Here is a 22,753-nt window from a genome sequence, read left to right as displayed (position 1 = left end):
GGCGGCCCGTGGTCGAGCCGGCGAGGCGGGATGCGCGCCTCGCCGCTGCCGGATCAGATCGCCGGCCGGAGCCGCTCCTGCGCCTTCTCGTAGACTTCCAGCGCCGTCGAATAGAGGCTCATCGCGTCGATATCCGACACGCCCGGCCGGCTGAACTGCGCGAGGTCCGGCGGCCCCGCCCGGACGAACTGCTCCAGCTCGGTCTGCGAGAAGTTCGCCACCACGTCCTCGGCCGAGCTGCGGACCTCGTGGCTCGCCTGGTTCTGCCGGGCCGCCGCGAACTCCAGTGCCCGCATCTTCGCTTCCAGCGCCGCTTCGCCCTTGGTGCGCTTGCTGGCCGAGAGATCCAGCGTATCCATCTTGCCGTGGTAGACCACCGCCACGTTGGGGCCGGAATCGTGGACGTGCTGCGCGTCCAGCTTGTGGGCGTTCTTCATGTTCGTGTTGCCGGCGATCCAGCCGACCACCGAGAAATTCGTCTTGTCTTCGCTGATCCGCTTCGCCGAATTCGCGTGGAGCTTCGGATTGTGCATCAGCTTGTCGGCCCGCCCGAACTCGTCGAACGTCATCAGCAGGGTCTTGGACTTCAGCTTGCCGAGTTCGTCCGTCGCCTGCGCCAGCCCTTCCGACGCGCGGCGGATGCCCTGGCTGTCGCCGGCTTTTGCCGCCTGATCCACCGCGTTCCGGGCGTCCTTGACCGCCTGTTCGGCCTTTCCGAGCACTGTGCCTGTCGGCATGTTGGCGCCGACGCCGCCGTCGACCCACGACTTCTTCCCGTCGCCGGTCTTGGTGTCGTACTCGATGCTCGCGAAGTACTTCGGAATGCTCATCGAGATACGGCCGGCGATGGCCACCGGCATGTCGTGCGCCGTCTTCGCGTCGAAATAGCTGAGCTTGGAATCTGTCGCGTTGTAGCCGGTGAGGGTCAGTTCCTTGAACTCCGGGAACACCTTCGACATGGCGCTGAGGTCGCCGAAGGTGACCATCTTGCCCTCGCGGCTGCCGCTGAAGTCCGGCTTCTGCAGGAAGCCTTCCAGATGGTGGAGCTCCTCCTTGGTGATCAGGCCGGCGCCGCAGGCCTGTTCGAGCTTGGTGACGTTCCCCGGCTTCGACAGGCAGTTGTGGATCTGGTTGCTCGACACCTCGTCCATCGTGCTGAGGGCCTTGCCGGCGCCGTAGCCGACCGCACTCATGCCGACCATAGAGCCGTACATCGCCTTGAAGTTCTTGGGCGAGTTCTTCAGGTCCGCGATGTCTGTCCGGTCGGCGAAGTCCTTGAACTCGGCGGCGCTCATGCCGGAAGCGAGGCCGAGCGCCGTCAGCGCCCCGGCCGACGTGCCGACGACCGACTTGAGATCTTTCAGGAGGCCGGCCTTCTCGTATTCCACCAGCGCCGCGCCGTTGCCGATGCCCTTCGCGCCGCCGCCGCGCAGAACCAGCGTCTCGAACGACTCGGTCGGCTTGATCACCGTCATCTGGATCCGGCCGTTCTCGTCCTTGAACGGGATCACCTGCGGGGACGTGTCGGCGGACCCGAAGGTCTTCGAAAGCTCGACGAGGCTTTCCAGCGCCTTGGCGTTGGCCATGTTCACGATCTCCTTGAAATCGCGCTTGTTGACCGTCAGGTCGCCGCGGATCGCCGGATTGAAGGTGAGCGACACGATGTTGCCGATGGCGCTCTCGGCCTTCGCCATCAGGCGGCCGGTGGCGGCCTCGGAAAGTCCGAGCTCCTGGCCGAGCTTGTGCGCCTGCTCCTGCACGTGCAGCTTGAACAGGGCCTGCGTGCTCTGGAGCTGCTGCGGCGAGATCTTCGACTGCGGGGTCAGCGCGTTCGACAGCCGCGCCAGCTTGCCGCTGTCGTGGCGGACGCTGTCGACGGTCTGGTTCCATCGCATCCCGACGGACGAGATCGGATTGGCGCCAACATTGCTCATGGTTTCGGCCTCCGGGTCGGTCGGATGGGTGGGGATCGATCAGAGATTGAACGCGGCGAGACCACCGCCGTCGGTGGCCTCGATCGTCTCGAGAAGGCTGCGGATTTCCCGCGCCTGCGCGACCGCATAGGCGATCGGCTCGGCAAGGCCGCCGGTGCCAGCCCGAGCCAGCGAGGCGCGGACGGTGACGGCGACGATGCTGGCCGGCGTCAGGCCGATCGCGAACGGTTCTCCGACGAGCGCCAGTCCGTTCAGCTGCAGCAGCGTGCGGCTCATGGCTGCGCCGGCTTCCGGCGCGAGTTCCGATTCATCGAACGCGAACGCGTCGACCAGGATGGTCTGCTCGTCCGGGTGCAGCGTCACCCGAACGGGGAGGTCGTCCTCGAAGAGGAAGTCCGCGCTGCGCGGCGAGGTCGCCGATATGTCGGCATCGAGCTCGGCGAGGGCGCGGGCGAAGGAGGCGTTATCGATACCCATCACAGCTTGATCCAGACGAGATCGCTTTCGAACGCAGCCGCCTCGGCCGGCGGTGGCGGCGGCTCCGTGCCCGGATCGGCAGCCGCCAGCAAGGCCGCGGCAGCCGCTTCCAGTCGCTCGCCGGAGACGGTGTCGTTCGCCAGGATCATGCCGAACACCATGCGGCCTTCCGCGTCGGCCGCGGCGACGACGCCGTCGTGCTGCCGGCGAAGCCAGTTGGCTTCCAGCCAGGCGCGTTCGAGTTCCGGCTCGGCCGCTTCCGCGCCGGGCATCGTCAGGGTCAGCGTCACCGGTCCGCCGCGCGACGCGCGGACGATGTCGAGCGTGCCGCCGCCGAGCTCCATCGCGTAGGATGCCGTCTCGCGTTCCGGCGTGAAGAGGGCCGCCGCTAGCGCTTCCGAGATTTCGTTGTCCACGTGGCTTTCGCTCGCCCAGGTTCGGTCGATGACCCCGGACGATGTCTAGCTCACCGGGGAGCGCGATCCTGTCGTGAACGGCACAGCGCCCCCACCCGATTCCGCGCGCAGGCGGGTTGCTTTCCGCGATCGTTCGGCTAGCTTGGCCGGCATGACGCTCGCCCCGGCCCTCATCGCCGTTTTGTCGCTGCCGCTATTCGCGGCCGTGGCGGCGTCGCGCGTTCCGCTTCCGCTGCTGCTTCGCATCCTTAGCCGCGACCGTCGGGCCCATTGATCGAAGGGGCGTCCGGCGGTCGAGCCGGCGCGTCCTCTCGCTTCGCGGCAGGCAGCGTTTCCGCCTCTTCGGCTTTACATTCCCCGTTCAATCGCGGATGACCGCCTGAGTTCGCGCCACGAGTGCGCGGCCCGGCATCCGCCCGAAGTCCGAAGGTGCGAAACGCCATGTCAGCCGTAACAGCCTTGCGTCCCGAGAGCGGTGCCGAAGTCGCCGACGCCCCGGCTTCCAGCCGCCGCACGATGCCCTCGGCATCCGCGAAGTACCGGCCCTATTCGACGATCGACATGTCCGACCGAACATGGCCGGCGAAGACGATCCTCCAGCCGCCGGTCTGGTGCTCGGTCGACTTGCGCGACGGCAACCAGGCCCTCGTCGACCCGATGGGGCAGGAGAAAAAGGAGCGGTTCTTCCGCCTCCTGAAGGCGATGAACTTCAAGGAGATCGAGATCGGCTTCCCGTCGGCCTCGCAGACCGATTTCGACTTCACCCGCTGGTGCGTCGAGAAGGGCGAGGCGGCCGACGACGTGTCGCTGCAGGTGCTCGTCCAGTGCCGGCCGGAACTGATCGCCCGCACCTTCGAATCGCTGGAGGGCGCGAAGCGGCCGATCGTCCATTTCTACAATTCGACCAGCGAGCTGCAGCGCCGCGTCGTCTTCGCCAAGGACCGCGAGGGCATCAGGCGGATCGCGACGGACGCGGCGAAGCTGATCGTCGACACGGCGGCGAAGGCCGGCGGCGACTACCGTTTCGAGTATTCGCCGGAGAGCTTCAGCGGCACGGAGCTCGATTTCGCGGTCGAGATCTGCAACGCGGTCGCCGAGATCGTCCGGCCGACGCCGGAGAACAAACTGATCGTCAACCTGCCGGCGACCGTCGAGATGTCGACGCCGAACGTCCATGCCGACCATATCGAATGGATGTGCCGCAACCTCGACAACCGCGAGAACCTCGTCGTCTCGCTGCATCCGCACAACGACCGCGGCACGGCCGTCGCCGCGACCGAACTCGGGCTGCTGGCCGGCGCGGATCGCGTCGAGGGCACGCTCTTCGGCAACGGTGAGCGCACCGGCAACGTCGACATCGTGACGCTGGCGCTGAACCTGTTCACGCAAGGCATCGATCCGGGCCTCGATATCTCCGACATCAACGCGATCAAGGACGTCTACGAGTACTGCAACAAGCTCGAGATTCCGGAGCGCCATCCGTATGTCGGCGAGCTCGTCTACACGGCGTTTTCGGGCTCGCACCAGGACGCGATCAACAAGGGCATGAAGGCAAAGGCGGTGGCGAATTCGCCGTTCTGGGAGGTGCCGTACCTGCCGATCGACCCGAAGGACGTCGGCCGTTCCTACGAGGCGATCATCCGCATCAACTCGCAGTCGGGCAAGGGCGGCATCGCCTACGTGCTGCAGGCCGACTACGGCCTCAACCTGCCGCGCAACCTCCAGATCGAGTTCCGCGAATCGATCCAAAAAGTGACCGACGAGGAGGGAGTCGAGATGCCGGCGAAGCGCATCCACGAGCGCTTCATGGCGGATTATGTCGACCAGCCGGCCGGGCGCCTCGCCTATGTCGAGCACATCACGAAGGCTGGCTCCGAGAGGGGATCGCGCACGGTGGAGGCGACGATCCGCGACGGCAACCGCGACGTCGTCATCGAGGGCCGGGGCACCGGCGCGATCGACGGCTTCATCGACGCGCTGTCCCGCCATCTCGGGGTCGAGATGACGGTCGCCGACTATTCCGAGCATTCGCTCCAGCGCGGCTCGAACGCAAAGGCCATCGCCTACATGGAGATCGAGCACCCGGGCGGCAGAGCCTTCGGGGCCGGCATCGATCAGAACGCGACGACCTCCTCGCTCCGCGCGATCGTCGCGGCGGCGAACCGTGTCATCGGGCTCGGAAGCGCCGGTTGATGGCCGAGCCGGGCGGCGTCCTTCTCGTCCGAGCCTTGGAGCGCCAGGGCGTCGGCCGCGTCTTCTGCGTGCCGGGGGAAAGTTATCTCCCGGTGCTGGACGCGCTTCACGATTCCAGCATCGAGACCGTGGTCTGCCGGCAGGAGGGCGGCGCGGCGATGATGGCGGAAGCGGACGGCAAGATCACCGGCCGCCCCGGCATCTGCTTCGTCACGCGCGGGCCGGGCGCGACGAATGCCGCCTCCGGCGTGCACGTCGCCGCCCACGACCTGACGCCGATGATTCTCTTCGTCGGCCAGGTACCGCACGAGTTTCGCGGGCGCGGCGCTTTCCAGGAGGTCGACTACGACCGCTTGTTCGGCGGCATGGCGAAGGCCGTATTCGAGGCCGAGACGCCCGGCGAACTGCCGGCGCTGGTGGAGGACGCCTTCCGCATCGCGATGGAGGGCGCGCCCGGCCCTGTGGTCGTCGCGCTGCCCGAAGACACGTTGTCCGGCGAGGGCGTGTCGGAGATCCTGCCCTTCCACGAGGTCGAGACGCTGCCGCCCTCGCAGGAGCGGATGGAGGAGCTTTGGTCGCTCCTCGCCGAAGCGCGCTCGCCGATCATGGTGCTCGGCGGCCCGCGCTGGACGGACGGCGCGCTCGCCGACATTCGGCACTTCGCCGAGAACTGGCATCTGCCGGTCGCCTGCTCCTTCCGCCGGCAGATGCTGTTCCCGAGCCTGCATCCGAATCATGCCGGCGACGTCGGCATCGGGGTCTCGCCGAAGCTTCGAGCCCGGATCGAGGCGGCCGACCTGATCCTCGCCATCGGTGCACGCTTCGGCGAAATGCCGAGCCAGGGCTACGAGTTACTGACGATACCTCATCCGTCGCAGAAGCTCGTTCACGTCCTGCCGGAGGAGCGTGAGATCGGTCGCCTATATCAGCCGACGCTCGGCGTCCTCGCCGACCCGGCGTCGTTCGCGCGCAAGGCCGTCCAGCTCGCGCCGCCCGCGACGGTCCGCTGGTCCGGCACGGCGGAGGCGGCGCACCGCGACTATCTCGAATGGTCCACCGTCCGCATGGGCGGCGAAGACACCGGTTTCGTCGATCTCGAAGCCGTCATGGCGCATCTGGCAAGCGCCGTACCGGATCACCTGACCTGCACCAACGGCGCCGGCAACTACGGCGGCTGGCTGCATCGCTACGGCCGGTTCGCCAACCGCCTGTCGCAACTCGCGCCGACCTCCGGCTCGATGGGCTACGGCCTGCCGGCCGCGATCGCGATGAAGCTGCGCCATCCCGAGCGCACCGTCGTCGCCTTCGCGGGGGACGGCTGCTTCCAGATGACCGCCCAGGAGTTCGGCACCGCCGTCGAGCAGGGCCTCGGCGTGATCCTGCTGGTGATCGACAACGGCCAGTACGGCACGATCCGCATGCATCAGGAGAAGCGCTATCCCGGCCGGGTCTCCGCGACCTCGCTGCGCAACCCGGACTTCGCGGCGCTGGCGCGCTCCTACGGCGCATTCGGCGAGCGGGTGGAGCGGACGGCGGACTTCGCTGCGGCCTTCGGGCGCGCCCGGTCCGCCGACGGGCCGGCGCTTCTGCATCTTCTCACCGATCCGAGGCGGCTGTCGCCGACGATGCGCCTTTAACGACCAGTCGGAAAGGCGCTTGCCGCCGGAGACAGTGGCGGCGATGATAGCGAAGGAACGATGACGGGTGCGCGGCAGGTTGATGGCTGAAGGCAAGGACAACGTCGCGCCGCTGACCGGGACAAAGCGTCTGGCGGACGCGGTGCGCGCCGCGAAGATCGCTGCCGCGCACCGCAGCGATGTCGTGGTCGACATCCGCGAGGCGGATCGCGCCCGGTTGGAAATCCTCGCCGAAGCGCTGCAGCCGGTGATCGACGACATTCCGGCCGGCGACGAATTCTTCGACCTCGCGCTGTCCGGCGGCCCGCAGCCGCGCTTCTGGGTGGACGGGACGGCGCATGTCTCGATGGCGCGCGACCGCCGCACCTATCGCTTCGTGCGCGAAACCCGCATCGGCCGCCTGACGCTGGCCGAGTCGACGGACATGCGCACGGTCGCCGACCGGGTGACGACCTACATCGCCGAGCGGATCGTCGAGCGTGAGAAGGCCTTCGCGGAACCGGATAACGCTACGATCGACCGCCGCACCCCGCGCGACGACCCCGGCGACGGCGAGCCGATCCGGCCGGCGGCGCCGGCCGCCTCCCAACCGAGCTTCGCCTTCGCCCTGTCTTGGCTGCTGATCGGCATGGCGATCGGCGCTGGCATCCTGTTCGCCATCGCGACGCTGCGCGGCCTGCAGATCAGGTAGGTCGAGCCGATCCGGAGAGTGCGCCTTCCTCGCTGACCTCCGCGGATCGTGCGGGGCGCGGCCGGAACACCGCGTAGATCGCGCAGCCGGCGATGAGGCCCCAGAACGGCGCGCTGATCCCGGCGAAGGCAACACCCGAAGCGGCGGTGAGGAACGTCACCGCGGCGGCGGTGCGCTCTTCCGGCGCGGCGGTGGCCGCCTGCAGCGCGTTCGCCAGCGTTCCGACCAGCGCCAGCCCCGCGGCCGCCTCGATCAGCAGCGGCGACAGGCTGGCGAAGGCGGTCATCGCGCCGGCGCCGAGCCCGCAGACGATGTAGGTGATACCGGTGACGACGCCCGCCCACCAGCGCCGCGACGGATCATGGCCGGCCTCCTCGCCGGCGCAGATCGCGGCCGTGATCGCGGCAAGGTTCGCGGTCACGCCGCCGAAGGGCGCGCACAGCAGCGAGAGCACGCCCGTTGTCGCGAAGAGCGGCCCGGGCGAAGGCTCGTAGCCGTGGATGCGCAGCACCGCGAGGCCCGGAATGTTCTGCGAAGCCATCGTCACGAGGAACAGCGGGAAGCCGATGCCGATCGCGCTCTGGACGTCGAAGACCGGCGTCACGAGAACGGGGTGCGGCAGGAGCGAGCCGCCGCCGAGATCGCCGCCGCTCTTCAGGAGGATCGCGCTGATCGCGACCAGCGCGGCAGCCGGAACCGCGAGCAGGCGATTGAGGCGGCCGACGACGACCCAGACCAGCGCGATCGCGACGCCGGCGACGGGTTCGGCCGCGATCGCCTTCACCGGTGCGAGGCAGAGCGAGAACAGGATGCCGGCCAGCATGGCGTTCGCGACCGAGGCGGGGATCGCCGCGATCAGCCGGCCGAGCGGGCGCACCACGCCGGCCGCGACGACGAGGAGCCCGGCGAACAGGAACGCGCCGACCGCCGTCGCGAAGTCGCCGTGCGACAGGCCGCTGCCCGCGAGCAGCGCCGCGCCCGGCGTCGACCAGGCGACGATGATCGGCATGCGGTATCGCGTGCTGAGGAGGACCGAGCCGGCGCCCATCGCGACCGAGATCGCCATCAGCCCGGATGCCGCCTCTGCCTGGCTCGCGCCGACGCCGACGAGCCCCTGCAGCACGACGGAGAACGAACTGGTGAAGCCGACAAACGCAGCGAGCAGGCCGGCGCTGACGGCGGCAAGGGGCGGGAGCGAACGCATCGCCCGGCGATAGGCTGCCGGGGCCTGGACTTGCAAGGTCTTCAGGCGGCCGGTTGCGCCTGCTTGGCGTCTTCGCGGTTGCGCGTGTCGACGGCCTCGCCGTTCCGCATCAGGCGCCGCTCGCGGATCCAGTCGATGCCGCTGCCGTCGGCGCGCCAGCCGCGCTCGCGATGCGTCAGCGTCCAGTTGCCGGGCTCGCCTTCGATCTCGAAGAGGTTGTAGCGCGCCGCCGGCTTGTCGGAGCCGGGGTTCTGACTGGCGGAGGGCACGCCGACCACCGGCACGAGGCCGCCGATGCCGGCGATCCAGTAGAGCGTGTCGAGATGCGTGTGGCCGTGCAGCACGAGGTCGGCGCCGGAATCGCGGATCACCTTCCAGAAGTACTGCTTGCCGATGAGGCGCTTGTGCCAGGAGGTCGAGTTCGCGATCGGCGGATGGTGGATCATCACGACGCAGAAGTGGCCAGTCGCCCGGCACGCGGCCAGCATGCGGGCGAGCGTCAGCGCCTGCCGGCGCTTGAACGTGCCGGTGGCGAAGAACGGCGCGGTGGCCTCCGCGCTCGACACGCCGCAAATCGCCACCGGCCCGCGCAAGCGCACGTAAGGAAACATCTGCCCGATCGCGGCGGACGGCTCGTCGCCGACCATGTAGTCGTACCACTCGCTGCAAGCGCGCTTCAGCGCACCCGGAACGTAGGCGTCGTGGTTGCCGGGCACGACGGAGACGTCGAGCGGCTTGCCGAGTTCCTTCAGCCAGACCCCGGCCGCGACGATCTCCTGCTTGGTCGCGAGGTTCACGAGGTCGCCGGTCACGGCGACATGGTCGGGCTTCTGCGCGTGCATGTCGTTGGTGAGCGCCAGCAGCGTCTCGCCGAACATCATCTTTTTGCGGTTCTTCTGCCAGTTGTAGTAGCCGAGCACGCGCTTGGTCGCGAGCTGGCGGAAGGACAACTCCGGAAGGGGCCCGAGATGGATGTCGGAGATATGCGCAAGCCGGAACATGACCGCTCATCTAGCCGGACGGCGGGCGAGGGGAAGTCCGGCATCCTGCTCCGCGTCAGCGCCAACGCGTTCGCGAACCGGCTGCGGCATCTCTACTTCTTGGCAAGGCGGCCGATGACGCTCGGCGTGCGGGCCGCCGCCTTCGATCCGGCCGGCCGGGTCTTCCTCGTACGCCACACCTATTTGCCGGGTTGGTACCTGCCGGGCGGTGGCGTCGAGCGCGGCGAAACGGCGGTGGAGAGCGTCGTCCGGGAACTCGGCGAAGAGGGAAACCTCGAACTCGCCGAGCCGCCACGGCTGGTTAGCATCCATCTCGGCCGGCAAAGGCCGCGGCGCGACCACATCCTGTTCTATGTCTGCCGGAACGTCCGGCAGACGGCGCCGAAGCGGTCCGACCGCGAGATCGCGGCGAGCGGTTTCTTTGCGCCCGATGCGCTGCCAGCAGATGCCACGCCCGGCACGCTGCGCCGGCTGGAGGAACTGCGCTCGGAGATGCCGGCCGATCCGGACTGGTGACGATCAGCCCAGCCGCTCGCGACCGTGTGGCTGCATGAAGTCCTGATCCGGACCGAGCGGCACGATGCCGGTCGGGTTGATCGTCCGGTGGCTGCCGTAATAGTGGCCCTTGATGTGCTCGAAGTTCACCGTCTCCGCGACGCCAGGCGTCTGGTAGAGGTCGCGGAGGTAGCCGAAGAGGTTCGAATAGTCGGCGATCCGGCGGCGGTTGCACTTGAAGTGCCCGTAATAGACGGCGTCGAAGCGGATCAGGGTCGTGAACAGCCGCCAGTCGGCTTCCGTTTGCCGGTCGCCCAGCAGCCAGCGCCGAATCGCAAGGCGCTCCTCCAGAAAATCCAGCGTCTCGAACAGCGCGCCAAACGGCTTCTCGTAGGCGTCTTGCGTCGTCGCGAAGCCGCAGCGATAGACGCCGTTGTTGACGGTCTCGTAGATGCGGGCGTTCAGCGCGTCGATTTCAGCCAGGAGGTCATCCGGCGCGAGGTCGAGCGAAGCGTCGCCGAACGCGTCGAAGCTGCGGTTCAGCATGCGGATGATTTCGGCCGATTCGTTGTTGACGATCGTGCGGGTCTGCTTGTCCCACAGCACCGGCACGGTGACGCGGCCGGTATAGGCCGGCTCCGCCAGCCGGTAGACCTCGTAGAGCCGCGTCGCCCCGTTCACTGCGTCCGGTGTGTCGCCGGGCCGGTCGGAGAAGACCCAGCCTTCCTCCAGCATCAGCCAGTCGACGATCGAGACGGATATGACGTCCTCCAACTGCTTCAGCTTGCGGAAGATCAGGGTGCGGTGCGCCCAAGGGCAGGCCAGCGAGACGTAGAGGTGGTAGCGCCCGGCCTCGGCCGGAAAGCCCCGTCCGCCGTTCGGGCCGGGCCGCCCGTCGGCCGTCACCCAGTCGCGGAAGCTCGACGCCTTGCGTTCGAAGCTGCCGCCGGTCGACTTCGTGTCGTACCAGGCGTCCCGCCATTCGCCTTCGACCAGCATTCCCATCGCATCGCTCTCGCTCGTCGTCCGTCCGTGGATGTGGCGCTTGTCGGCTGCGCCCAAACTGTATATCGGCGGTTCCGAAGGTGGTCACGGCAAAACGGGGAGGGGTTGGCGATGCTGCGACGACGATCCGCCGCTGCCTGTCTCGTCCGCTCGCTCCGGAGTGCTCCTGTCGCCTGACCTTGCCGGTGCGGACGGAGCGCTCGCCCGTTCAGGTCCGCCTTCGATGCTCCAGCTTTCCAACGTCCGGTACCAGCCGGAAACCGCCGCTCACGATTTCGCCGTCGCGGCGCTGGCCGACGAGGCCTTCGGCCCCGGGCGTTTCGCCCGCGCCGCGGAGCGCGTGCGGGAAATGGTGCCGCACGACCGCGGCCTCTCCTTCACCGCCACCATTGGTTCGGCCGTCGTCGGCTCGGTCCGGCAGACGCCGATCCGCGTCGGCGAGCGGCCTGTTCTCCTGCTCGGGCCCCTCGTGGTCAAGCCAGCGCACAAGGGTCTCGGCATCGGCCGCACGCTGATGCGCATGGCGGCGGACGTGGCACGCGAGGCCGGCGAGAGCGCAATCGTGCTGGTCGGCGACCGGGCCTACTACATGCCGCTCGGCTATCTGCCCATGCCGAAGGATGCCGTGATCCTGCCCGGCCCGGTCGACTGGCGGCGAGTGCTGGTGATGCCATTGGCGGAAGGCGCGCTCGACGGGCTCGCGGGGCGCATCCTGCCGCGCTAGGCGGGCGTCGCGCGGCCGGTCATGCGGAAGGCCGCCCAGACGCCGAAGAGCCCGAGCGGCAGCGCCGTCGCGAAGACCCAGACGGCGGCGGCCTCGGCGCTCGCCGTGGTGAGCCCCGCGCCGAAGCCGACCATGTTGGCGGTGACGCCGGCGATGGCCGCGCCGACCGCGCTGCCGGTCTGGCGCACGGCAACGATCGCGGCGGAGCCGATCGCCTTCTCCGGGTCGGCCACCACGCCGATGACGCGGCGGCTGGTCAGCGCCGAGGACAGGCCGAAGCCGGCACCCATCACCGATGCCGCCAGCACGACGAGCGGCAGCGCGGCGGCTTTCAGGAACAGGAGCAGCATCGCGACGCCGAGCAGCACGCAGCACGCGCCGCCGCGAATGCAAAGCCGCTCGCCCCGCCCGCCGGAAACACCGGCGACGAGGAACGCCGCAAGCGTCCAGGCGAGCGCTTCCGCACCGATGACGTAGCCGGCCCAGAGCGGCGACAGGCCGCGCAGTTCCTGCAGGATCGCCGCGCCGTAGACGGTCAGCCCCATCGAAGCAGCCGTCAACGCGAAGATCGAAGCATAGGCCGAGCCGCAGATGGTGCGGAGATCGCCGGCCCGGTGCGGCAGCATCCGGTGCGCCGAACGCGCGTCGATCCCGAGCACGAGCACCAGCAGCGCCATGCCGAGCGCAACGAGGCCGACCGCCGCGACGGCGCCGCTCGCCGTATCCGCCCAGGCGATGGCCGCGACGCCGAGGGCCAGCACGAAAAGCTGCAGCCAGGGCACGCGGCTGCCGCTCGGGCGGTGGAGCGTGCCACGAAGCAGGATCGGCGCGCCGATGCCGAACAGGACGGCCTGCGCGGCGAAGAGCCAGAACACAGCGCGCCACGACCCCGCGGCCGCGGAGAGGCCACCGACCAGGGGTCCGAGGATCGTCGCGATGCCCCAGATGCCGGACATCGTCGCGAAGATCCGCGCCAAGTGCCGGGGAGGGAAAAGGACGGCTGCCGCCACCATGGCGAAGCCGGCGATCCACCCGCTGGCGAGCCCCTGCACGATGCGGCCGGCGAGGAAGGTGCCCATGTCGGGTGCGAGGGCGCTGAGAACGCAGCCGACGGCGAGGAGGCCGCCCGAGACGCCGGTCGAGAAGGCGAGGCCGAGGATTTCCGACAGGCGGCCGGCGCTGGCTCCGGCGAGGATCGAGCCGATCAGGAAGCCGGCCACCGCCCAGCCGAAGTAAGCGTAGCCGCCGAGGTCCGCTCCGACGCTCGGCATGATCGTCGCCGCGACCATCGCATCCGCCGCGTTCAGCCAGACGCCGAGGCAGATCAGCGCGAAGCTCGGCAGCCGCCCGCCGGCCAGCAGGTCGGCCCAGTCGGTCCGTTCCTCGATCGCGATGCTGCTCATCCGCCCCTCCAGCCGACGCAGCTAGCGGCGAAAGGTGAAGGAACAACGCACCCTGCGGCGATCAGCGCCCTTCGCGATACCAAGTGGTCGACAGGGCGAGGAGCAGGAGCGCGAGACCGAGGAAGCCGGCGAAGAGCGGCGTGCGCTCGACGCCGCGCAGCACGGTCTCGTCGGTCGTGCGAAGGCCGATCCAGTCGCGACCTTCCGCTTCCCCGCGGCCGCGAACCGGCACGACGCGCGGCACGTCGACGGTGCCGTTCTCCGCGATGCGCCGAACGCCGCCGCGCGTCTGGTCGAGTACCGGCTCGAGCTTCGCCGTGGTGGACACAGCTTCTTGGAACTCGCGCGGGTTCACCGGTCCGACATTCGCCAGTGCCCGCAATTCGCCGTTCGCTGCCTGGTAGAGGCCAAGCTCCTCGGCCTTCAGCGTGCCTTCCCAGCGGCCGGCGCCGATCTCGCGCATCGGCACCTGCACCGCCTTACCGGAAGGCGTCACCACCGTCGAGGGACCGGGATCGCCGCCGATCGTCTGCCGCGTGATCGCGAGATCGGACCCCCGCGCTTCAGCATCGAGTGCCTCCTCCTCCAGTTCCGGCTCCTTCATCAGCCAGTGGGCGAGGCGGCGGAACAGCGCGACATGCGGGCCGCCGCTCTCGAAGCCGCGCGACCAGAGCCAGCCGTGGTCGGACAGGAGCAGGGCGATGCGCCCTTGGCCGGCGCGGTCGAGCACGAGGAGCGGCTTGTTGTTCGGCCCGGTCATCACCGTCTCGCCGCGTGGATTCTCCACGTCGATCGAGCGGAACCACTCGCTCCAGTCCGGCGGGTTGGCCTGCGAACCGGGCAGGTCGCGCGTGACGGGATGCTTCTTCCCGAGATCGGACAGGGCCGGACGGAAAGCCTCGGCATCGATCGTGCCGGTGGGAAGCGCCGGCAGGATCGAGGAGAGCGAGGTCTGCGCGACGGAATCGTTGCCGGCATATTCGGGGCCGGAGGCGATCAGCAGCGCGCCACCTTTTTCCACATACTGCGCGATGTAGTCGAAGTAGAGCGCCGGTAGGACGCCGCGCCGCTGGTAGCGGTCGAAGATGATGAGGTCGAAGTCGTCGATCTTCTCGACGAAGAGTTCGCGCGTCGGGAAGGCGATCAGCGAAAGCTCGTCGATCGGCGTGCCGTCCTGCTTCTCCGGCGGGCGCAGGATGGTGAAATGGACGAGGTCGACCGCGGCGTCGGATTTCAGAAGGTTGCGCCAGGTCCGCTCGCCGGCATGCGGCTCGCCGGACACGAGCAGCACGCGCAGGTTCTCTCGGATGCCGTCCACCACCGCGATGGCGCGGTTGTTGACCGGTGTGATCTCCTGCCCGTCCTGCGCGGCGGAAAGCTCGATGATGTTCTTTCCCGCGCGCGGCAGGTGGAAGGCCCAGGTCGCGGTCTCGCCGGGCACGGCCTGCTCCCGCGAAACCAGATCGCCGTTGAGGAAGACCCGCACCTCGACGGGATTGCGGGAGGCGCGCGGTCCGTCCTCCAGCACCCGGTAGGTCAGACGCTGCTCCTCGTTGACGAGGCCGAAGCGTGGGCTGGTCAGCACCTCGATGCGGCGGTCGAACTCGTCGGCCCGTCCGGTGACGAGCGCGTGCACCGGCGCGTCGAAGCCGAGCGCCCCGCTGTTGGCCGGGATGTCGTGCACCTGCCCGTCGGTCACCATGATCGCGCCGCCGACGCGTGACGGCGGCACGTCGCGCAGCGCCCCGTTCAGCGCGCCGAACAGCGCGGTGGTCGCGCCGTCGTCGGCCGAACCGCCGGAGCGCGCCTCGACGGTGCGCACCTCGAATTCCGGGAAGCGGGCGAGGCTGCTCTTCAGCGCCTCGACCGTCGCGGCGGTCTCGGCACGTCGATTGCCGATCGACTGGCTCTGCGAGTCGTCGACGACCAGCGCGACGACGCTCTTCAGCGGATCGCGCTGCTCGCGCAGCAGGACTGGGTTCAGCAGCGCCAGCAGCAGCGCCGCGACCGCGAGGACGCGCACCAGCGCACCGCGCAGACGCGCCGCGACCAGCGACAGCGCGAGCAGGGCCGCGAGCACCGCAATGATCGCGATGACCGTCCAGGAGAAGAAGGGCGCGAAGTCGATCGACCAGTTCATGCGGCTATTGCCCCAGACGTTCGAGCAGCGCCGGCACGTGGACCTGATCGGCCTTGTAGTTGCCGGTCAGCACGTACATGACGATGTTGACGCCGGCGCGGTAGGCATATTCCCGCTGGTCGGGGTCGCTGTCGTCGGTCGGGTAGAGGAACAGCCCGCCGTCGTCGATCGCCCAGGCGCCGGCGAGATCGTTCGAGGTGATCATGATCGAGGACACCCCGTCGCCAGCATTGGCGGGCCGGGCCTGCGCGTTCGGATCGCGCACGGTCGACTCCACCCACAGCTCCGAGCCGCGGTGCCGGCCGGGGAAGTCGTTCATGATATAGAAGGACTTGGTGAGCACGTGGTCGCTCGGCACCGGCTCCAGCGGCGGGATATCGAGATCGGCGAGGATATCGCGAAGGCGTCGCTGGCCGGGCGTCACGGCGTTGGAGTTAAGGCTCGACATCTCGTCGTCGTGGACGTCGAACAGCACCGTGCCGCCGTTCTTCATATAGGCGTCGACCCGGCTGATCGCGCTTGCCGCCGGCATCGGGTCGGCCGCGTCGATCGGCCAGTAGATGATCGGGTAGAAGGCGAGCTCGTCCTTGCCGATGTCGAGGCCGACCGGATCACCCGGCTCCAGCGCCGTCTTCGAGGCGATGAACTGCGACAGGCCCGCGAGCCCGCGCCGCGACGTATCGTCGGTCGAGGAATTGCCGGTCTCGACATAGGCGAGATGGGTCTTTTCCGTCGCGGCGATGGCATCCGCCGCGACGTCGCCCTGGGCGGTGGGCGGCTCCTGCGCCTCGGCGCGCGGCATGGCGAGCGAGGAGACCGCCAAGGCTCCAACGAGGATCGCCGCAGCGGCAGCCGCACGCCTCGGACGCAGCCGCCGGAACACGCCGTTCAGCCAAAGGAGGGCCAGCGCATCCAAGGCGAACAGCGCGAGCGCCAGCGCGAAGGCGAACGGCGCGAGGTCGGTCTGGTCGCCGTTGTCGTAGGCGCGGGGAGTGAAGGGCACCGGCACGTCGGCGTCGCGGAGCGGCTCCAGCGCGGCGTCCGGCTTCAGGAGGTTCAAGGCGGTATATCCTTCCTGACGGCCGTAGAGGCCGGGCGGGTTCTCGCGCTTCAGTTCCGCCTGCGCGTCGGCCGCGATCGCCAGCGGTTGCGCGTCGGGACCGGGGCTGCCGAGTTCGCCGCGCGCGTTCATCAAGCGGAACGGCGGCAGACTGGCGGCGGCGGGCGCGCGCCCTGCGCTCGTGCCCGAAACCGCGGCGGTCGCCGGTCCGCTCGCCCGCGACAGGGTCACCGCACGCCGCAGCATGTCGACGAACGAGCCGGAGATCGGCAGGTTCGACCAAGTCGCCTCCGCCGTGATGTGGAAGAGCACGATCGTGCCCTCGCCGAGCTTCGAGGCGGTGACGAGGGGCGTCCCGTCCTGCAGGCTGACCCAGGTGCGGTCGTTGAGGTCGACCGACGGCTCGGCGAGGATCTGCCGCGTGACGGTGACGTCGGGCGGGATCGCGATGCCGGCGAGGGGGCTCGCGGGCGGGATCGGGGCGATATGCTGCGGCTCGCTCCAGGTCAGCGAGCCGCCGAGCTGCCGCTCGCCGGCGCGAAGCCGCACCGGCACCAGCGGGTCCTCGCCCGTGGTCGCGGCGAGCCGCGGTCCGGCGAAACGCACGAGATAGCCGCCCTTCTGGACGAAGTCGCGCAACGCGTCTTCGGCCGGCTTCGGCACGACGCCGATGTCGGCGAGGACGATCATCGACGGGCGCTGCTTCACGAGGTTAGGGATCGCAACGGCAAGGTCGGCGTTTTCAGCGCGCAGCAGGTCTGCGAAGGGCTCCAGCGCCCGCGAGATGTAGTAGAGCGGCGACAGGAGCGGCTGCGCCGCGTCCGCCGCCTCGCCGGAAACGAGCGCGACGCGGCGGCGGCGGAAGCTGTCATCCACCAGACGAACGCCGGCGGCGCTTGCCTCACCGTCGACCGCCAGCCGCGCGATGTCGTTGCGCAGTTCCACCGGAATCGCGAAGCGCGCCGTTCCGGTCGCCTCGCCTTCCTTGAAGGTGAGGTCGGCGCCGCCGATCTCGCGGTCCTGCTCGTCGAAGGCCCGGACGCGGTAGAGCGGCCCGCCGGTGCTGCCGGACGGACGGATCGCGGTCGCCACCAGCGCGTCCGTGGCGTTGTCGACGTTCGTCAGCCCGACGACGCGGTCGACCGGCGGGCGGAACAGGATGGTCGAGGCCGGGGCGAGATCGCGGAGCCCTGCGAGCGAGCGGTCGGTTCCCGCCCCGCCGAGACCGTCGGTGAGAAGCGTCAGCGTGCCGGGCGCGTTGCCGGCAAGACCGGTCTTCAGGCGGTCGATCGCGGCCGCGCGGTCGGTCGGGATCGGGCGCGCGTCCGTCGCTCGCAGGCGTTCGAGTGCCGTCGCGGCCTCGGCCGGCGTCGCATTGTCGCCGGCCCCTTCCGCCGTGAAGGTGAGGGCGACCGGGCGGCCGGCGTCGCCGGCCTCGCGGATCAGCGTCTCGGCGGCAGCCTGCCTTCGCGGCCAGTCCGCGCCGCTCGCCCAGCCGTTGTCGATCAGGAACGCGACCGGGCCGCTGCCGCTGAGCGCCGCCTCGCGCGGGTTCAGCACCGGCGCGGCGAGCGCGAAGATGACGAGCGCCGCGAGGATGAGCCGCAACAGCGTCAGCCACCACGGGCTCTTCGACGGCGTTTCCTCGCGTTTCAGGATGCGCGCCAGGATCGCCAGCGGCGGGAAGGTCTCCGTCTGCGGGCGCGGCGGGGTGAGCCGCAGCAGCCACCAGATGGCCGGCAGCGCGAGGAGCCCGAACAGGACGAGCGGCGCGCCGAAGGAGAGGGCGCCGATCATGCGTCGCGCCTCTTGCCCGCGACGGCCTGCGGTATGCCGCTGAGGCGTCCGTGCACGGCGACGAGCGCTTCCGACGCGAGGCGGTCGGTGCGGTGGGGCACGAAGCTCCAGCCGAGGCGGCGGCAATGCTCGGCGATCGTCTCGCGCGTCGCGGCGTAGAGGTTGCGGTAGTCTTCGCGCAGCGTTTCCGCGCGGCCGGCCGTCAGCTTCGCGCCGGTCTCGGGGTCGCGGAACTCGGTGCGGCCGCTGTAGGGGAAGCTCTCCTCCGCCGGGTCGGCGACGGCGACGACGTGGCCGCGGATGCCGCGCCGGCCGATGCGGTCGATCCGCGCCAGCGTCTCCTCGACCGGGTCGAGCAGGTCGCTGACGATGACGACCTCGCTGAAGCGCTTCAGCCGGTCGTCCGGCGGGAAGCCGTCCGGCCGGCGGTTGGCGAGAGCCGCAGCGATGCGCTCGGCGGCGTTGCGCGCCGCGACCGGCTCCATCACGCCCGGATAGCCGATCCGCTCGCCGGAGCGCGACAGCAGTTCCGCCAGCGCCAGCACGAGAACCAGCGCACGCGACTCCTTCGAGACCTCGGCGGCGTTGGAGCGGAACAGCATGGAAGGCGACGGATCGGCCCAGAGCCAGACGGTCTGCGCCGCCTCCCATTCGCGGTCGCGGATGTAGAGGTTGTCGTCGCGCGCCGAGCGTCGCCAGTCGATGCGCGACACCGCCTCGCCTTCGACAAAGGGCCGGAACTGCCAGAAGTTCTCGCCGGTGCCGCGCCGCCGCCGGCCGTGCCAGCCGGCGATGACGGTCGACACGACGCGCCGCGCTTCCACCAGGAGGTCCGGCAGCAGCGCCGCGCGGTTCCGTGCCCGGCCGAGCGCGGCGGCGCTCGGGGTCGGTTCGGCCGAGTGGCCGATCGTCGCCATGCGCGCCGTCAGCTCGCTTCGCGCTTCAAGACGTCGATCACGTCCCTGACGCTCATGCCTTCGGCCCTGGCCGAGAAGTTCAGCGCCATGCGGTGCTGGAGGATCGGCTCGGCGAGCGCCGCGACGTCCTCGACGGACGGGGCGAGCCGGCCTTCGTAGAGCGCCCGAGCCCGCACGCAGGTCATCAGCGCCTGAGAGGCGCGAGGGCCGGGTCCCCAGGCGATATGGGCGTCCGCCTCCTTCGAGCCGTGGCCCGGGCGCGCCGAGCGGACGAGCGACAGGATCGCCTCCACCACGCTTTCCGGCACCGGCATGCGCCGCACCAGCGCCTGGATCTCGCGCAGCCGATCCGCGCCGAGCACGGCTTCCGCCTTAGCCTCGGTGACGCCGGTCGTCTCGATGAGGATGCGCCGCTCCGCTTCGAGCTCGGGATAGGGCACGTCGACCTGCATCAGGAAGCGGTCGAGCTGCGCCTCGGGCAGGGGATAGGTGCCCTCCTGTTCCAGCGGGTTCTGCGTCGCCAGCACGTGGAACGGCGCCGGCAGGTCGTGCCGGGCGCCGGCCACCGTCACGTGGTATTCCTGCATGGACTGCAGCAGCGCCGACTGCGTGCGCGGTGAAGCGCGGTTGATCTCGTCCGCCATCAGAAGCTGCGAGAAGACCGGCCCTTCGATGAAGCGGAAGGAGCGGCGACCGCTCTCGTCCTGCTCCATCACCTCCGAGCCGACGATATCGGAGGGCATCAGGTCCGGGGTGAACTGGATGCGGCGGGCGTTGAGGCCGATCACGGTGCCGAGGGTCTCCACCAGCTTGGTCTTGGCGAGGCCCGGCACGCCGACGAGCAGCGCGTGGCCGCCGGCGAGGATGGCGATCACGGTCTGCGCGACGACGCTCTCCTGCCCGAAGATGACGGTTCCGACCGACGCCCGCACGCGCGAGAGATCGGCGAGCGCGGCTTCCGCCTGGCGTACCGCGTCATCGCCCGAAAGGTCGGGCTCGTGCGGTGCGAGCATGGTCATGAAGAACCTTTCCGTTGTGGCGTCCGGCCGAGCCGGTCGGCGGGCGATGCATATCGCCGGCGCTTTCGACCATTGAAGCCGGCTGCGAGCATGGCTGCAAGCCGGCAACACGCAACTCTTTCGTGACCGCCAAGCCCGGCCAAAATAAGACTCGGGCGACGGCCTGTCGCGCGACCTTTTCGCTTCGTGCCTATCTTCCGTGCCATGACCGAGGCTTCTTCCACCGTCGCCGCTCCTTCGCCATCGCTCGAAGCGCTGGTCGGCCGCGCGGAACGGGCGGGGATGGGCGTGCCGCCGGTGGAAGCGTGGAACCCGCCGTTCTGCGGCGATATCGACATGGAGATCCGCGCGGACGGCTCCTGGACGTACGAGGGTTCGCCGATCGGCCGCGAGCGGCTGGTGCGGCTGTTCTCCTCGGTCCTGCGCAAGGACGAGGACGGCAGGACCTATCTCGTGACGCCGGTCGAGCGGCTCGGCATCCGCGTCGAGGACGCGCATTTCCTGGCGGTGGAGATGAGCCGGGACGAGCGCGCCGAAGGGCCGGTGCTGACCTTCCGCACCAATGTCGGCGACGTGGTGGAGGCGGGACCGAACCATCCGATCCGCTTCGGTCTCGGCGGGAAGGATGGCGGGTTCGAGCCATACCTTCTCGTTCGGGGCCGGCTGGAAGCCAAGCTCACGCGCGCGCTCGCCTTCGATCTCGCCGACTTCGTCGAGGAGGACGACGGCGGCGCGTTCGTGCGCTCGGGCGGCACGCGCTTCCTGATCGGGCCGGGCCGCTGAATGGCGGCGTCCGACTTCACGGCGCGCGACCTGCGCGAGCGCCTTTCCCTAGCGGCGCCGGATCATCCGGTTCCCGATCTCGGCGACCATGTGCTGAACCCCGAACTCGAATCGCTGCTGGACGGCGTGTCGATCCGCGACGCCGCCGTGCTAGTGCCGGTGGTCGACCGGACGGACGGCGCCACGGTGATCCTGACGACGCGGTCCGCGGCATTGCGCAAGCATTCCGGGCAGATCGCCTTTCCGGGCGGCTCGGTGGACCCGAGCGACGCCTCGCCGGAGGCCGCCGCGATCCGCGAGAGCTTCGAGGAGGTCGGGCTCCGGCCGGAATTCATCGAGACGGTCGGCCGCCTGCCGCGCTATTCGACGACGACCGGCTTCCGCATCACGCCGGTGATCGCTGTGGTGCGGCCTGGCTTCGAACTCGCGCCCAACCCGGCTGAGGTCGCCGACGTCTTCGAGGTGCCGCTCGCCTTCCTGATGGATGCTGCCAACCACCAGAAGGAAGGCCGTGTCTGGAACGGGCGCGAGCGCTTCTTCTACGTGATGCCGTTCGGCGAGCGGTATATCTGGGGGGTTACGGCAGGCATCATCCGCACGCTCTTCGAAAGGCTCTACGCATGACCGGGCACCGGATCGACGCCGAATGGCTGCGCGAGGAACGGCTGCAGCGCCTCCTCGCCGTCCTGTCCGCCGATGGCGAGGAAGCGCGTGTCGTCGGCGGCGCGGTGCGCAACACGCTGCTCGGCCTTTCCGTCACCGATACCGACATCGCGACGACGACCGAGCCGGCGGAAACCGCGCGCCGGGCGGAGGCCGCCGGCTTCAAGGCGGTGCCGACCGGGGCCGAGCACGGCACGATCACGGTCGTTGTGGGCGGCACGCCGTTCGAGGTGACGACGCTGCGCCGCGACATCGAAACGGACGGGCGGCATGCGCGCGTCCGCTTCGGCCGCGACTGGCGCGCCGACGCCGAGCGGCGCGATTTCACGGTCAACGCGCTCTACTGCGACGCGGCGGGCGAGGTGCTCGACCTCGTCGGCGGCATCGCCGACATCGGGTCGCGGACGCTGCGGTTCATCGGCGACCCGGCGCAGCGCATCGAGGAGGATCGCCTCCGCATCCTGCGCTTCTTCCGCTTCTTCGCCTGGTACGGCGAGGGGCGGCCGGACGCGGACGGGCTGCGCGCCTGCGCGCGGCTGAAGGGTGGGATCGCCTCGCTCTCGGCCGAGCGCGTCTGGATGGAACTGCGCAAGCTCCTCGCCGCGCCCGATCCGTCCCGCGCCCTCCTGTGGGCGCGGCAGGCCGGCGTCCTGTCTGCCGCCCTGCCGGAAAGCGAGCGTTGGGGGATCGACGGCATCCACGGCCTCGTCGGCGCCGAGCATGTCCACCGCTGGCAGCCCGACGCCCTGCTGCGCCTCCTCGCCATCGTGCCGCCCGATCCGGAGCGCCTCGCCGAGCTCGCGCGCCGTCTGAAGATGGCGAATGCCGAGCGCGACCGGCTGCTGGCCTACGCGATGGCGGAACCGGCGCGTCCCGACGAGACCGACGCGTCGCTGCGCGAACGCCTCTACTTCGGCGACCGGCCGGGGATCGTCGATCGCCTGCGGCTCGCGCTCGCAACGCGGCACGGGAAGAGCGAGCGGGACGCGATCGCCGAGACCGCGAGGCTCGGCGAGCAGCTTCGCGTGGCGGAAGGGTTCGACCCGCCGGCCTTTCCGGTGACCGGCAGCGACCTGACGGCGAAGGGCGTGCGGCCCGGACCGGAACTCGGCCAGCTGCTGCAGGACCTGAAACGAAGCTGGGTCGCGAGCGGCTTCGTCCTGTCGCGCGAAGCGATGCTGTCCCGCTTCTAGT

Annotated in this window: 19 protein-coding genes; 8 read left to right on the top strand and 11 right to left on the bottom strand. The window is 69.7% G+C overall.

Features of this window, described 5'->3' with window-relative positions; genetic code table 11:
* Nucleotides 1-53 precede the first annotated feature (53 nt).
* Genes F6X38_RS11485 through F6X38_RS11475 form a run of 3 tightly spaced genes read right to left on the bottom strand, consistent with a single transcriptional unit; the run spans nucleotide 54 to nucleotide 2,827 of the window.
* Entirely contained in the window at nucleotides 54-1,934 is a 1,881-nt protein-coding gene (locus F6X38_RS11485) for a patatin-like phospholipase family protein (RefSeq protein ID WP_150969962.1), read from the bottom strand.
* 39 nt (nucleotides 1,935-1,973) lie between these two features.
* Nucleotides 1,974-2,411: a hypothetical protein gene (locus F6X38_RS11480; protein WP_150969961.1), complete on the bottom strand. Its 438-nt coding sequence runs from the start codon at nucleotides 2,409-2,411 to the stop codon at nucleotides 1,974-1,976.
* Nucleotides 2,411-2,827, bottom strand: coding sequence for a hypothetical protein (locus tag F6X38_RS11475; protein ID WP_150969960.1), 417 nt, complete (start codon nucleotides 2,825-2,827; stop codon nucleotides 2,411-2,413). The genes F6X38_RS11480 and F6X38_RS11475 overlap by 1 nt, the downstream gene beginning before the upstream one ends.
* A 516-nt stretch (nucleotides 2,828-3,343) precedes the next feature.
* Between F6X38_RS11475 and leuA the strand changes: the two genes are divergently transcribed.
* The 3 genes from leuA (at nucleotide 3,344) to F6X38_RS11460 (ending at nucleotide 7,348) form a co-directional block, all read left to right on the top strand.
* A complete protein-coding gene (gene leuA / locus F6X38_RS11470) occupies nucleotides 3,344-5,020 on the top strand; it encodes a 2-isopropylmalate synthase (protein WP_150970029.1) in 1,677 nt (558 codons plus the stop codon).
* The gene (locus F6X38_RS11465; protein ID WP_150969959.1) at nucleotides 5,020-6,657 is read left to right on the top strand and encodes a thiamine pyrophosphate-binding protein; all 1,638 of its coding nucleotides are present in this window, start codon (nucleotides 5,020-5,022) and stop codon (nucleotides 6,655-6,657) included. The genes leuA and F6X38_RS11465 overlap by 1 nt, the downstream gene beginning before the upstream one ends.
* A gap of 82 nt (nucleotides 6,658-6,739) precedes the next feature.
* Nucleotides 6,740-7,348, top strand: a complete 609-nt coding sequence (locus F6X38_RS11460) for a hypothetical protein (RefSeq protein WP_150969958.1) — start codon at nucleotides 6,740-6,742, stop codon at nucleotides 7,346-7,348.
* Here F6X38_RS11460 and F6X38_RS11455 read toward each other — a convergent pair.
* Together F6X38_RS11455 and F6X38_RS11450 are read right to left on the bottom strand one after the other, a co-directional pair.
* Nucleotides 7,341-8,552 (bottom strand): benzoate/H(+) symporter BenE family transporter, encoded by a 1,212-nt coding sequence (locus F6X38_RS11455; protein ID WP_150969957.1) that lies wholly within the window; start codon nucleotides 8,550-8,552, stop codon nucleotides 7,341-7,343. The two genes, F6X38_RS11460 and F6X38_RS11455, sit on opposite strands and share 8 nt — an antisense overlap.
* A gap of 41 nt (nucleotides 8,553-8,593) precedes the next feature.
* The gene (locus F6X38_RS11450) at nucleotides 8,594-9,553 is read right to left on the bottom strand and encodes a metallophosphoesterase family protein (RefSeq protein ID WP_150969956.1); all 960 of its coding nucleotides are present in this window, start codon (nucleotides 9,551-9,553) and stop codon (nucleotides 8,594-8,596) included.
* Here F6X38_RS11450 and F6X38_RS11445 point away from each other — a divergent pair.
* Entirely contained in the window at nucleotides 9,536-10,069 is a 534-nt protein-coding gene (locus F6X38_RS11445; protein WP_246191302.1) for an NUDIX domain-containing protein, read from the top strand. The genes F6X38_RS11450 and F6X38_RS11445 overlap by 18 nt on opposite strands.
* A 3-nt stretch (nucleotides 10,070-10,072) precedes the next feature.
* Here F6X38_RS11445 and F6X38_RS11440 read toward each other — a convergent pair whose 3' ends face one another.
* Nucleotides 10,073-11,053 carry a glutathione S-transferase family protein gene (locus tag F6X38_RS11440; RefSeq protein WP_150970028.1) on the bottom strand — a complete coding sequence of 327 codons (981 nt, stop codon included), beginning with the start codon at nucleotides 11,051-11,053 and terminating at the stop codon, nucleotides 10,073-10,075.
* 223 nt (nucleotides 11,054-11,276) lie between these two features.
* Between F6X38_RS11440 and F6X38_RS11435 the strand changes: the two genes are divergently transcribed.
* Entirely contained in the window at nucleotides 11,277-11,777 is a 501-nt protein-coding gene (locus F6X38_RS11435; protein WP_150969954.1) for a GNAT family N-acetyltransferase, read from the top strand.
* On the opposite strand, the gene F6X38_RS11430 is transcribed toward F6X38_RS11435, so the two are convergent.
* From F6X38_RS11430 to F6X38_RS11410, 5 genes are all read right to left on the bottom strand, one after another.
* Nucleotides 11,774-13,180, bottom strand: a complete 1,407-nt coding sequence (locus F6X38_RS11430) for an MFS transporter (RefSeq protein WP_150969953.1) — start codon at nucleotides 13,178-13,180, stop codon at nucleotides 11,774-11,776. The genes F6X38_RS11435 and F6X38_RS11430 overlap by 4 nt on opposite strands.
* A 61-nt stretch (nucleotides 13,181-13,241) precedes the next feature.
* Complete coding sequence (locus tag F6X38_RS11425; RefSeq protein ID WP_150969952.1) at nucleotides 13,242-15,320, bottom strand: hypothetical protein; 2,079 nt, start codon at nucleotides 15,318-15,320, stop codon at nucleotides 13,242-13,244.
* A gap of 4 nt (nucleotides 15,321-15,324) precedes the next feature.
* On the bottom strand, nucleotides 15,325-18,177 hold the full coding sequence (locus F6X38_RS11420; RefSeq protein ID WP_150969951.1) for a DUF4159 domain-containing protein: 2,853 nt from the start codon (nucleotides 18,175-18,177) through the stop codon (nucleotides 15,325-15,327).
* Entirely contained in the window at nucleotides 18,174-19,094 is a 921-nt protein-coding gene (locus tag F6X38_RS11415; protein WP_150969950.1) for a DUF58 domain-containing protein, read from the bottom strand. The genes F6X38_RS11420 and F6X38_RS11415 overlap by 4 nt, the downstream gene beginning before the upstream one ends.
* 8 nt (nucleotides 19,095-19,102) lie before the next feature.
* Nucleotides 19,103-20,107 carry an AAA family ATPase gene (locus F6X38_RS11410; RefSeq protein ID WP_425482850.1) on the bottom strand — a complete coding sequence of 335 codons (1,005 nt, stop codon included), beginning with the start codon at nucleotides 20,105-20,107 and terminating at the stop codon, nucleotides 19,103-19,105.
* Nucleotides 20,108-20,317: 210 nt separating this feature from the next.
* On the opposite strand from F6X38_RS11410, the gene F6X38_RS11405 reads away from it, so the two are divergent.
* From F6X38_RS11405 to F6X38_RS11395, 3 genes are read left to right on the top strand one after another with little or no spacing between them, the layout of a single operon-like run.
* Nucleotides 20,318-20,896: a DUF1285 domain-containing protein gene (locus F6X38_RS11405; protein ID WP_150969948.1), complete on the top strand. Its 579-nt coding sequence runs from the start codon at nucleotides 20,318-20,320 to the stop codon at nucleotides 20,894-20,896.
* On the top strand, nucleotides 20,897-21,520 hold the full coding sequence (locus F6X38_RS11400; protein WP_150969947.1) for a CoA pyrophosphatase: 624 nt from the start codon (nucleotides 20,897-20,899) through the stop codon (nucleotides 21,518-21,520).
* Complete coding sequence (locus tag F6X38_RS11395) at nucleotides 21,517-22,752, top strand: CCA tRNA nucleotidyltransferase (protein ID WP_150969946.1); 1,236 nt, start codon at nucleotides 21,517-21,519, stop codon at nucleotides 22,750-22,752. Before F6X38_RS11400 ends, F6X38_RS11395 begins: the two co-directional genes overlap by 4 nt.
* Nucleotide 22,753 lies beyond the last annotated feature (1 nt).

Origin of the sequence: Plantimonas leprariae (genome assembly GCF_008802405.1) — a bacterium.
Lineage (GTDB): Bacteria > Pseudomonadota > Alphaproteobacteria > Rhizobiales > Rhizobiaceae > Plantimonas > Plantimonas leprariae.
Note: the sequence above shows the minus strand (reverse complement) of the source record. Positions and strands in the feature narration are given on the sequence as shown.

Excerpts from the sequence above, each read along its gene's own strand:
- F6X38_RS11485 (WP_150969962.1), bottom strand. The coding sequence starts at position 1,934 with ATGAGCAATGTTGGCGCCAATCCGATCTCGTCCGTCGGGATGCGATGG.
- F6X38_RS11480 (WP_150969961.1), bottom strand. The coding sequence starts at position 2,411 with ATGGGTATCGATAACGCCTCCTTCGCCCGCGCCCTCGCCGAGCTCGAT.
- leuA (WP_150970029.1), top strand. The coding sequence starts at position 3,344 with ATGCCCTCGGCATCCGCGAAGTACCGGCCCTATTCGACGATCGACATG.
- F6X38_RS11465 (WP_150969959.1), top strand. The coding sequence starts at position 5,020 with ATGGCCGAGCCGGGCGGCGTCCTTCTCGTCCGAGCCTTGGAGCGCCAG.
- F6X38_RS11460 (WP_150969958.1), top strand. The coding sequence starts at position 6,740 with ATGGCTGAAGGCAAGGACAACGTCGCGCCGCTGACCGGGACAAAGCGT.
- F6X38_RS11455 (WP_150969957.1), bottom strand. The coding sequence starts at position 8,552 with ATGCGTTCGCTCCCGCCCCTTGCCGCCGTCAGCGCCGGCCTGCTCGCT.
- F6X38_RS11445 (WP_246191302.1), top strand. The coding sequence starts at position 9,536 with ATGCGCAAGCCGGAACATGACCGCTCATCTAGCCGGACGGCGGGCGAG.
- F6X38_RS11450 (WP_150969956.1), bottom strand. The coding sequence starts at position 9,553 with ATGTTCCGGCTTGCGCATATCTCCGACATCCATCTCGGGCCCCTTCCG.
- F6X38_RS11440 (WP_150970028.1), bottom strand. The coding sequence starts at position 11,053 with ATGGGAATGCTGGTCGAAGGCGAATGGCGGGACGCCTGGTACGACACG.
- F6X38_RS11435 (WP_150969954.1), top strand. The coding sequence starts at position 11,277 with ATGCTCCAGCTTTCCAACGTCCGGTACCAGCCGGAAACCGCCGCTCAC.
- F6X38_RS11430 (WP_150969953.1), bottom strand. The coding sequence starts at position 13,180 with ATGAGCAGCATCGCGATCGAGGAACGGACCGACTGGGCCGACCTGCTG.
- F6X38_RS11425 (WP_150969952.1), bottom strand. The coding sequence starts at position 15,320 with ATGAACTGGTCGATCGACTTCGCGCCCTTCTTCTCCTGGACGGTCATC.
- F6X38_RS11420 (WP_150969951.1), bottom strand. The coding sequence starts at position 18,177 with ATGATCGGCGCCCTCTCCTTCGGCGCGCCGCTCGTCCTGTTCGGGCTC.
- F6X38_RS11415 (WP_150969950.1), bottom strand. The coding sequence starts at position 19,094 with ATGGCGACGATCGGCCACTCGGCCGAACCGACCCCGAGCGCCGCCGCG.
- F6X38_RS11410 (WP_425482850.1), bottom strand. The coding sequence starts at position 20,107 with ATGCTCGCACCGCACGAGCCCGACCTTTCGGGCGATGACGCGGTACGC.
- F6X38_RS11405 (WP_150969948.1), top strand. The coding sequence starts at position 20,318 with ATGACCGAGGCTTCTTCCACCGTCGCCGCTCCTTCGCCATCGCTCGAA.
- F6X38_RS11400 (WP_150969947.1), top strand. The coding sequence starts at position 20,897 with ATGGCGGCGTCCGACTTCACGGCGCGCGACCTGCGCGAGCGCCTTTCC.
- F6X38_RS11395 (WP_150969946.1), top strand. The coding sequence starts at position 21,517 with ATGACCGGGCACCGGATCGACGCCGAATGGCTGCGCGAGGAACGGCTG.